At 58.0% G+C, this 8,858-nt stretch carries 8 protein-coding genes and 2 pseudogenes; 3 read left to right on the top strand and 7 right to left on the bottom strand.

From position 1 onward, the window contains the following. From NKI96_RS32145 to NKI96_RS32125, 5 genes and pseudogenes are all read right to left on the bottom strand, one after another. A pseudogene (locus NKI96_RS32145) lies at window positions 1–541 on the bottom strand (hypothetical protein); the annotation flags it as partial. Next, window positions 538–987 (bottom strand): DUF5681 domain-containing protein, encoded by a 450-nt coding sequence (locus NKI96_RS32140; RefSeq protein ID WP_023726890.1) that lies wholly within the window; start codon window positions 985–987, stop codon window positions 538–540. The gene NKI96_RS32140 and the pseudogene NKI96_RS32145, both read right to left, overlap by 4 nt. Next, window positions 984–2,363 (bottom strand): site-specific DNA-methyltransferase, encoded by a 1,380-nt coding sequence (locus tag NKI96_RS32135; RefSeq protein WP_023726889.1) that lies wholly within the window; start codon window positions 2,361–2,363, stop codon window positions 984–986. Before NKI96_RS32135 ends, NKI96_RS32140 begins: the two co-directional genes overlap by 4 nt. A 383-nt stretch (window positions 2,364–2,746) precedes the next feature. Continuing rightward, window positions 2,747–3,124, bottom strand: coding sequence for a hypothetical protein (locus NKI96_RS32130; protein WP_023726888.1), 378 nt, complete (start codon window positions 3,122–3,124; stop codon window positions 2,747–2,749). Further along, window positions 3,121–4,398 carry a PDDEXK family nuclease gene (locus NKI96_RS32125; RefSeq protein ID WP_023726887.1) on the bottom strand — a complete coding sequence of 426 codons (1,278 nt, stop codon included), beginning with the start codon at window positions 4,396–4,398 and terminating at the stop codon, window positions 3,121–3,123. The genes NKI96_RS32130 and NKI96_RS32125 overlap by 4 nt, the downstream gene beginning before the upstream one ends. Window positions 4,399–4,988: 590 nt before the next feature. Between NKI96_RS32125 and NKI96_RS32120 the strand changes: the two genes are divergently transcribed. Next, window positions 4,989–5,879 carry an ankyrin repeat domain-containing protein gene (locus tag NKI96_RS32120; protein ID WP_023740374.1) on the top strand — a complete coding sequence of 297 codons (891 nt, stop codon included), beginning with the start codon at window positions 4,989–4,991 and terminating at the stop codon, window positions 5,877–5,879. Window positions 5,880–6,344: 465 nt separating this feature from the next. Continuing rightward, window positions 6,345–6,647, top strand: a complete 303-nt coding sequence (locus NKI96_RS32115; RefSeq protein WP_023670645.1) for a DUF1330 domain-containing protein — start codon at window positions 6,345–6,347, stop codon at window positions 6,645–6,647. A 54-nt stretch (window positions 6,648–6,701) separates the two neighbouring features. Here the strand turns inward: NKI96_RS32115 and NKI96_RS32110 are convergent, their stop codons facing one another. Further along, window positions 6,702–6,788, bottom strand: coding sequence for a hypothetical protein (locus tag NKI96_RS32110; protein WP_348524486.1), 87 nt, complete (start codon window positions 6,786–6,788; stop codon window positions 6,702–6,704). A 664-nt stretch (window positions 6,789–7,452) separates the two neighbouring features. On the opposite strand from NKI96_RS32110, the gene NKI96_RS32105 reads away from it, so the two are divergent. Beyond that, complete coding sequence (locus tag NKI96_RS32105) at window positions 7,453–7,752, top strand: hypothetical protein (protein WP_023726886.1); 300 nt, start codon at window positions 7,453–7,455, stop codon at window positions 7,750–7,752. Between the two features lie 699 nt (window positions 7,753–8,451). Here NKI96_RS32105 and NKI96_RS32100 read toward each other — a convergent pair. Continuing rightward, window positions 8,452–8,858 (bottom strand): annotated as a pseudogene (locus NKI96_RS32100) (hypothetical protein); the annotation flags it as partial.

Below are 8,858 nucleotides of genomic sequence, written 5' to 3'. Positions count from 1 at the left end.
TCAAGGGGTCATCGATAATGATGATGTCGCCACCCCGGCCGGTTAGCTGACCACCGGTCGAGGTCGCCAGGCGTCCACCGCCGAGTGTGGTCTGCAGTTCATTTTCAGTGTTCTTGCGCGGGCTAACCTTGAAGGTCGGAAACATCGACCGGTACCAGGCGGTGTTGACGACCGTTCGAAAGTCGTTGGCGTGCTTGACCGCAAGTGGTTGAGCATAAGAGACGCAGATCATTTTCTTCGACGGATCACGGCCAAGAATCCATGCCGGGAACGCGACCGAGGTTGTGACCGACTTCAACGATCTTGGCGGCATCGTAATGATCAGGCGCTTGCACTTGCCCGCGGACACGCGGTCGAGCTGATGCGCAATGGCGCGAATGTGCCAGTTGGGCAAATACTTGGCGCCTGGATCGACGGCGGAGAAAGCCAGCGCCACGAAGGTCGCCAGGTCAACGCGGGCCGCGCCCAACAGCAGCTGAAGGGCAGTCGGTGCAACGGGCGAAGAGGATGGTCGGCCCGGTAGGGGGATTGGAGCGTTCATTCCTCGTCTCCCTCGTCGCCGGTCTTGGAACGGGTCTCGGTATCGTTCTCTGGCGAGTCCTTGTGGTCGAGATAATCCCGCATCATGTCGACCATTGTTTGCGGATCGAACACGTCGACCTCTGCATCGGGTTGCCGGCTTTCCTCAAGTTCGGCACAACGGGATGCGAGCTGAAGAGCATGGGCCGCCGACCGGAAATCGCCTGAAAGCGCATTGTTGCGCATTTTGAGGAGGATGGCCTCGAGCGCCGTCACCGTCGTCGTCCTGCCATTCTGCTGGATTTGGATCGGCCCAAAGAGCGTCTCGCGTACGATAGTGTTCATGTTCTTTTTGCCTTTCGGCCGGCCTTTCGGATTGCCTGACATTCCTTTCTGGAACCGGGTTTCAGCCGGAGGCTTGCCGTAGCCTATCGAGTAGTCGGCAGATTTCTTTCTCCGGGTGGTCACAGCACGCCTCCCACAGTTTCAGGCGCTGGGGTGGCGGACGCTGTTTTGGCGAGTACGCCGGAAGCTTTGACGCTTCCACGCTGCTCGAACAGTTCCTCGAAAGTCTCGCCCGTGGTGGCGAGCGTTGCCTGCTTGCCCGTATGCCTTTCGAAGCGGCGGATGATCAGATCGCAATAGACAGGATCGATCTCGATAAGGCGTGCGTGGCGCCCGGTCTTGTGCGATGCGAGTAGCGTGCTGCCCGAGCCGCCAAAAGGGTCCAGCACGACGTCGCCGCGGCGGCTGACGTCGAGCAGAGCGTCGGCAACCAGAGCGACAGGTTTGACGGTGGGATGCGCTTCGAGCTCTTCCATTCGCGAGGTGCCAAAGCTGTTGGCGCCGCGATAGGTCCAGACATTGCTGCGGTGACGTCCATGTTTGCCGAGTTCAACATTATTGCGATGCGGCTCCTTGCCATTCCTGAACACCAGCACCAGTTCGTGCTGAGAGCGGTAGAGGCTGCCCATGCCGGCATTAGTCTTGTTCCAGACGCACAGATTGAGCAGATCGCCGAACGTCTGTTTACCCGCCAATGTGGTCTCTGCGATATGACGCCAATCCATGCACACGAAGGCGATAGCGCCCGGCTTGCTCGACCCAGCAATCAGTGAGAACGACTGTTCCAGGAACCCTGCGAACTCGTCGTCGGACATCTCGCCGGATGCCATTGCAAATTCCCGGTGGCTCGTCTTGCCAAGCCCGCTGACGTGTCCGCCGATCGGAACGTTGTAGGGCGGGTCTGTGAAACAGACGGACGCCTTCTCCCCCTGCATCAGCGTCTCGAAATTCGCTGCCGAAAGCGCGTTGCCGCAAAGCAATCGATGATCGCCGAGCAGGAACAGATCGCCAGGCCGAGTTACTGCTGGTCCTGTTGATTTCTCCGGAAGGCCCGGCTCATCCTCATCGACTTCATCGTCCTGATTGTCGGGCGAGAACTCGCTGATGATCAGGTCGACCTCCGGGATATCGAAGCCGGTGATCGCGACGTCGAAGTCGAGATCGACTAGCGCCTGTAGCTCAATGGCCAGGATCTGCTTGTCCCAGCCGGCCTTCTCGGCGAGCCGATTGTCGGCAACAATGTAGGCGCGTTTTTCGGCAGCGCTGAGATGGGTGATGGAAAGCGTCGGCACCTCCTTCAGCCCGAGCAGGCGCGCTGCCGCTAGGCGACCATGGCCAGCAAGGACATTGTTGCTCTCGTCGGTTAGAACTGGGTTGGTGAAGCCGAACTTTTGGATGCTGTCGGCAATCTGTCTGATCTGTCTCTTGGAATGGGTCCGTGCGTTGTTGCTGTAGGGGATGAGTGCGTCGATTGAAACTGAGTTGATTTTGGTGGCCATGAGATCCTCTGAACGTCGAGCGCGTTAACTGACAGCGCCCCTTCGCTGAGAAGAAATCTCAATGTTTCTGATTCAAGAAAAGTGAAAGAAGTGGCCATTCACCGATTTGATGCCGTAAAAAGATTTCTGTGGACGCAAATGGTCGGCACTAGAGAGCGGGATGGCCCGGCAAAAAATTTTGTCGGGACATATGATAATCACAAGGTACCGACAAATATTTTTACTTTGACCTTCTCGGCGTCTGCAGTCGTCCACTCTGATACTGAGGAACGATAGCCTGCCTCAACTGTTCATCACCCAAAGCGCGACTGGGTCAGCCGACAGCTGACGTGCAAGAGTTCATCGATTAAGCAATCGTGCGTCGCAAGCCAAAAGCACATCGCCTAACTAGCGTTCTGGTTGAGCCGCGAAGCCAATGCTTTGGCCTCGGCTGGAGACAGCCGACTGAGCGCCATACGTAGCGCTTCGCAAAGTCCGTCGAGCATCGGCTCGCTACCTTCCGAACCCATATGACGATGCGCTCGATGCTGGAAGAAAAGGCAGAGCCAAAGCTCGAGCGCACTGCCTTCCCATTTGCCGGTCTCGCGGACTCGCGCTGACATCGCGTTGGAAAGTTCGGCAAGAGGGTCCATTCCTCCGGTGACCTCGTAGCCATTCAGGAAATGTGCGAAACGCCCTGATTGATCCCAGGCGAACGGTATCGGCATCGCCGAGAAGTCGCCCTTTAAGGCCAGTCGTTCCCACTTGAGAAGCCGTGTCATTCGGCGGCTTCCGCTAGTACGCTAAGCCGAGGCCGGATCAGAGAGACAAAGCGATTTGCTGCATCGCAGAGCCAGTCGAGTAGCTGGTCATCGCTCGCGAAGTCCGAGCGTGGCCTGAACACGCCGAGTTCCGCACAGAACGGTGCGGCGGATTTCGACCTCGCGATCAGGTCAAGGCTACCTTCGCTGCGCAGCTCTGCAATGTCGTTGTGGAACTCATCAAAAAGGGTCTGACCGTCCTCGTCACGAAAGGTCAGGAACAGCCCGACCTCAGCTCTGGTGCCGGTCGAACGAAAGCCTGTTATCCAGCCGATTGGCTCGGGTAGGGGAATCCTGACCCAATTGTCGCCGCCATGCCGCGGGGGCAGTTGGTCTGAGTGGTCGAATTGCACCTGATCAATGAAGCGCTGCCAGAACGCGCGGTTGATGCTTCGCCGGTTGACGCGGTCTGGATCGACAACGCTCTCCATACTCTCGTCAGCCTGGGTAGCCCCTATCTCTTGGGTCTCCAATTGGAGCGGTATGCCTTCACCGTTGACCAAAACTCTCTGCTGAAGGACTTCGGTACGCAGTGGCACCATTGGCACCACGACAATGGCTCCTGATGCCGCCTGCCAAAGCTGGATCTCAAGCAATGTCAGTTGCGCCAGGCCGGCGCCTTGCGAATTTAGATGCTCGGCAATCGCATGCGTATCCGAGCGGATGCCATCTCCGGCGATAATGAGCTGAAAGTCACCCAGCTTTAGCGATTGCGTCATGGCATCAACAAATGGAGCCTCCTCGAGCTCTGGCCACCGAAGCTTCGCCGCGGCAAAGATCGGGTTCGGCACATGGGTTGCCAGCTTGCGTCTTATCCCCGCGGTCAGATCGCCAAAGCTCCAGCGTCGCAGCAGCGCGGCATACTCCAGGATTTGCGCCAACACCTCCCGACGCGCCTGCGGGTTACGCCAAAGCTTGCACTCAATAATGACCAGTCGGCCGGTTCTTGCCACGCCCAGAATATCCGCGAACACTGTCCCGCTTGCACGAGGAATGGCGAGTTCCCGGCATAAGGGGACGACATCGCTCAAGCCGCCATCAAGCCGGTCGGCCACGATCAACTCTGGATGCCGAAACAGCAGATCTTGTAGCCAACGCTCGTCATAAGCGTGCTGCGACAGCGCATTCGAATCTGGCGCCTGGCCTGATCTAGGCGTTGCGTTTTGCGTTAGAGAACGACGGGCCAGTGTCTCGGTATCTGTTGAATTGAAGTCGGAAAATAATAAAGCACTCATTCGAGGGTCGCCATCTCCAATATTTTGTCATGAAAATGGAAACCATCATCGGAAATATTTCGATTATATTATTCCGACGTTCACGACAATTCATGATACGGATTTGCGCTCGATCTGGAACGACAGTCAACTCGAATTGTCGAGGCCATCTGCTCTCGGCGAGCGAATTGGGCACACGGCGCCCAAAGTCGCATAATATGCAGTCGGGAACTGGCGACCGGTTGACCATCAGCTCCAATAATGCGGACTTGAGCGCCTGCACGGGCCTTGCAGCTAGAAGGATGGCGGACGAAATCGAATAGGTCTGACGGGCGAGTGGGATCTGGGCGACCCGGGACCTTTTTGGGCTCTTCCGAGAGTTCGGAAGGCGGAGGGTTCACAAAAGGGAAGACATCTAGGGTATGTGCAGGGCGGTGTTACCCGACGCGGTTCTAGGTTGTGGACTCATAAGCCCGAAGCCACAGCCGGACGGATCGACCTTGCGATTCGTTTCCAGGCACCGGTTGGGTGGCTACGATCCGGCATTCGTGGTATGTTTTTGCGGCCTTGAAAGCATGACCCGTACCGCAGTTTGCCTTGGGAGATGCCAAATGCGCATGTCCTTGCTTTTCATTCCACTACTGCTTGCACCGATTGTATCGCATGCCGCCGGCATTCACGACGCCGCCATGAAGGGCGATGTCGCGGCGATCACGGCAGCGCTCGACGCTGGTGCCGGCGTCGATGAGAGCGACGGGCGCACGACACCACTCTATCTTGCGGTCAAAGGCGGTCATTTTGCAGCGGCAAAACTGCTCATTGAACGCGGTGCCGACGTCAACGCCGTCCCGGACCCGCGATTGGGTCCTGCCCTTATTCTGGCTTTGGCAAAACGCAGAACCGATTTGATCAATCTGTTGCTGGACGGGGGCGCAAATCCAAATTCGAAGCGCAGCCGCGAAAACGTTATCCACATCGCGGTCAATCTCGGTTGCCTCGATTGCGTGAAAGCACTGGTTGAGGCCGGCGCGGACGTGAATGCGAAGACAAAGGACGGCAAGACACCGCTCCATCTGGCAAAATTCAAGGGGCAACGCGAAGTTGCTGACTATCTCATGTCGCACGGCGTCGTGTTGCCAACGCCAGCTCCGATCTCGATGAAGTTGGCTGCTGCCGATGTCGAGAAAGGCCGAACCTACTTCACACACGTGTGCCACGGTTGCCACAATGCCGAGCCACAGGGAGGGATCAAAACGGGACCGAACTTATGGGGCGTCGTCGGCCGCGATAAGGCATCCATGGCAAACATGCGTTACTCCGACACCTTGCTGGCTTTAGAGGGTGTATGGACGTACGAGGACCTGAACAAATATCTGCTTGAGCCCATGCTCACCACGCCGGGTGTTTACATGGAGGTGCCTGGCGTCCCGGACGAGACCGAACGGGTCAACCTGATCGCCTACTTGCGTACACTCAGCGACAAACCGCTCCCACTGCCCTAGGAGCTATTAGGCAAAAGGGCCGAGGTTGGTCGAAAACGTTGACCGACTGAACGTCGTTTATGAGTACACGCCCTAGCAACGGATTCGTTCTGGAAGTCCCTTGCATGGACCTTGCTGATTTTTATCATCTTTCAGGTTGCATATTTCCTATTTTCATTCGCGCTTTTCGACAAGTTTTGGATGAAAAGGACCGAAGAAAAACCGAACCCTGCCGAGCCTACCTGTCGAGACGGCGGTGTCTCATCTGAAGGGCGGTCGATGACGCTTTGAGGGAGACCGCCAGACACGAGAGCATGCGATCATGCTAATCTTTGCGAACCATGCGAATGAAGGAAAGCCGTGGCAGCGCCAACAATCATCGAAAAGCGCGCTGGCGCTGGATGTCGCCACGGAGATCGTCGACAGGGTGCGGACCGACGACGCCGAAGCCGAGGAGCGCGAGGTAGGTCTAAGGAGGAAACACAGATGGCTGCCTATCTGATAGCGGATGTAGACGTAAAAGACGCTGCCTTGTTCGAGGAATATCGGCGGGACGTTCCCGCTACCGAAGAGCGGTACGGTGGGCGGTATCTGGGCCGCGGTGGCGCCACCAAGGTTCTGGAAGGTGATTGGGATCCACACCGACTGGTCATTGTCGAATTCCCCGACATGGCGTCATTGATGGGCTGGTATAATTCGCCGGAATACGCCCGGCTGATCGAGATCCGCAAACGTTCCGCTAACACCAGGATCATCGCTTTAGAAGGGATTGCAACGCCTGCGGCGTGACCCATGCAGCCAGCGGACCCGACGACAGTTGGCGTCCTCAGCGTCATTTCTTCCTCACGGCGAGATGCCGTCGGCAGGGATCAGGCAGCGTTTGGACATGAAGGCGTCGCGGAACGCGGGTGCTGTATTGATGCCCTCCATCCTCGCGTTGTCTTCGCACAGGCCGTCAAGGACGCCCTCAGCCAGAGCCATAAAGTCCCGCGCGCTTCCGTACCACGGCGAACGGCCGTCCAGGACATCTCTGGCAATTCTGCGGTGCAGACGAGCGAATTGATCAAACCGCCCGCCTCCTTATAGCCATTCATGAAATGCGCAAAGCGCGCTGACTGACGCCAACGGAAGGGACGCGGCATTTGCGAGAAGTCGCCTTCCAGGGAGCGTCGCTCCCATTCCTTCAACTCGTCAGGTGTCTGGTGACCGCCGTGTTATCCCGATCATGCGAAGACGTTCGCTCCGGTGCGGGACGACTTCAAGTCCTTTTCAAGGGTGTTGGGAGGTTGGCCCTGCACAACCAAGGGGCACGATCAGCTTCTGCACCTTCAGACACATCGTGATAACCTGTCGGCCATGAAATCGGAGGCTTGAGAGAAACGTGGGCGGGCCCAGGAGACTAATTTCTGCCCATGGGAAGGCGATGTCCGCGCTAGCCGGAATGTCAGCTACCGAAGATCCGCCGCCTGAAGGCTGCCAGTCCGCTAATGGCCGCCCCAAAGCTGCCGGTCAACACAAGATCGCATTGGAACCGATCCTTCGCATCCCCCGTTATCGAATGGAAGGGACATTACTTGTCATTAGGAGATGAAGAATGAAGCGGCTTCTTTTTGCCACTGCCATGATGGCTGTTTCCAGCGGGCTTGCGTTCGCGGGGACGACGGGGACAACAGGGACGACGTCGAGTGGCTCCTCCACTACCACAACGATGCCGACGACAGATAACAACACGGATTCGACCACAACGAAGTCGACCAATTCGAACTCAGCGAAGGACTGTGCGCCGGGCCAGCAGAGTGGCAGTGCCAAGCAGGCCGCTCCTGGTCAACAGGATGACACCAGTGCCAAGTCCGCAGCCCCTGGACAGATGAAAACGACTGCCGAAGGTTGCTAATTGTGCCGGGAGAGGCCTGTTTGCACCGGCCGGAATGGATGCCTCCCGCTGCCGACCGGCGGCAACGGTCCGGCCCGTGCGCCTTCGATCAGTGCGGGCCGTTTTTCTGAAAGAACCTCCCTTAATCGTCCAACGAGCCTGCAGCCTTTTCTTGGGCGAGCCGGAATGCATAGTTGGTTGCGATGTGATTGTTGAAAGCGGCCTTGGCGAAGGCAGATTTGAACGCGACAAACGCCTCAAGCGGCACGTCCAGGAAATCGTATTGCTTCCCCCCTGGCTCAAAACCAGACAGAGAACCCTGGTCCGGGTCAATAGTCGAACTTGGGCATCGAGGTCGACGGCATGGTGCGTTTCAAGAAACCAGCGTGAGCCGCGGCCAGCCGGGTATGGACCGCCCTACAGGCTGAACTGTATTCGAAGATGTGGCCGGGCGTAGAATGACGTCTCGTTCCGCCGCTTCGCGCGCCGCCCTGATCGGAGTTTTCGCGTTGACGGTGTGGGTGGCCGTCACGGCATCGCCTGCCATCTCCTCAACACGGTATTTCGGCACTTTTGTTCCTACGCGTCGGTAGCAACTCCGCTTGTTTGGGGGTCGCCCTCAAAGAGGAGAATAAGGTGGCAAGCTCGGGTCGCCCTGCCGCCGGGGGGGTGACCCGGCGGCTTGCACGTTCGACTAGGGTCGCTTCACCTGTGACCGCCTTACGGCGTTGCCGCAGGAGTCTGCTTGGCAGCCATCTCGTCGATCTTCTCGGCAAGCACGCCGTTGGCCCATTCGGTGACCTCGGCGTCGACCGGCTTGTTGGCCATATCGGCGAGCGCGTCATCCAGCGACGGGACGGCGGCAGCAGCATCGGCCGCCGCTATATTGGCGGCATCGAGAGCCGCCTGCGCTGCGTCAATCTGCTCCTGGGTCGGGACTTGGTCGGCCGGAGTATTCGGGTCGTTCAACTTGGCGTTCAACGCGTCGACTTCGGCTTGGGCGGCATCTACCGCGGCTTGGGCACCCTTGGCGGCCGCCGACGCTGTCACATAAGCCTGAATGCCGGCGAATTTCTTGCTCTTGGAGTTCATATAAGCGTTGATGTTGCGCTGCAGCGAGTTCAGCC

Origin of the sequence: Mesorhizobium sp. M0292 (genome assembly GCF_040321695.1) — a bacterium.
Taxonomy (GTDB): Bacteria; Pseudomonadota; Alphaproteobacteria; order Rhizobiales; family Rhizobiaceae; genus Mesorhizobium.
The sequence above is the reverse complement of the archived record's forward strand: the minus strand, read 5'-3'. Positions and strand labels throughout refer to the sequence as shown.